We start from the raw sequence: 763 nt of genomic DNA, 5'->3' as shown, positions 1-763 counted from the left end.
TGTCGTAGGAAGCCATGCCCGGTTCGAATCGGGGCATGGCTTCCTACGACAGGCTCCGCGCCGGCGGCTCCCCGAGGCCGCTGGAGACCGGTGACACCTGGTGGTACGCCGCCGTGGCCGGCGAGACCGCCGGCTCGTTCCGCACACGGGTCCGCACCCGGACCCGGCGTGCCTGCCTCGGGGCCGTCCTCCTCCTCACCGTCGTCTACGCGGGACTCGTGCTCACCGCGACCGGCCGCCGCTGGGGCGACGCCGCGGTGACCGGCCGGCGCGCCGACTCCGCCGCCGCCACGGTGCTCCGCGAGCACCCCTCCCTCGCCGGGCTCACCACCCTCTCCCTGATCGTCGGCTGCGTCCTCCTCCTCGCCGTCGGCCTCATACGCAAGCGGTACGTCCTCACCGGCGCCGCCGCCGGTGCGGTCGTGACCGCCCTCGCCGTCACCGGGCTCCTCCAGCGGTACGCGCCCCGCCCCCGGTTCGCCGACACCGCCGCCGGCGCCCTCGTCCCGAGCGGCTTCCCCAGCGCCCAGACCACGCTCGCCCTCGGCATCGCCCTCGGCCTGGTCCTCGTCGTCCCCTACCGGCAGCGCGCCCTCGTCGTGGGCGCCGCCACGCTCTGGGCCACCGCCGTCGGCGCGTACACCATCGCGGCGGGACAGCACCGGCCCGGCGACGTCATCGCCGCCGCCCTCGTCGTCCTCGCCGTGGTCTCCGGCCTCCTCGCCGTCATCGCCCGCAAGGGCAAGGTCCGCCCCGGCCCGCG

General features: G+C 76.8%; 1 protein-coding gene. It reads left to right on the top strand.

All coding sequences use genetic code 11. The features are described from left to right. Positions 1–35: 35 nt before the first annotated feature. Positions 36–763 (top strand): phosphatase PAP2 family protein (locus CCN56_RS36265; RefSeq protein ID WP_086832002.1); only part of this gene is annotated, 728 nt, incomplete at its 3' end.

Source organism: Streptomyces sp. NRRL B-24572 (assembly GCF_002156145.1).
In the GTDB taxonomy this organism is placed as follows: domain Bacteria; phylum Actinomycetota; class Actinomycetes; order Streptomycetales; family Streptomycetaceae; genus Streptomyces; species Streptomyces vietnamensis.
This window is presented reverse-complemented; position numbering and strand designations above follow the sequence as displayed.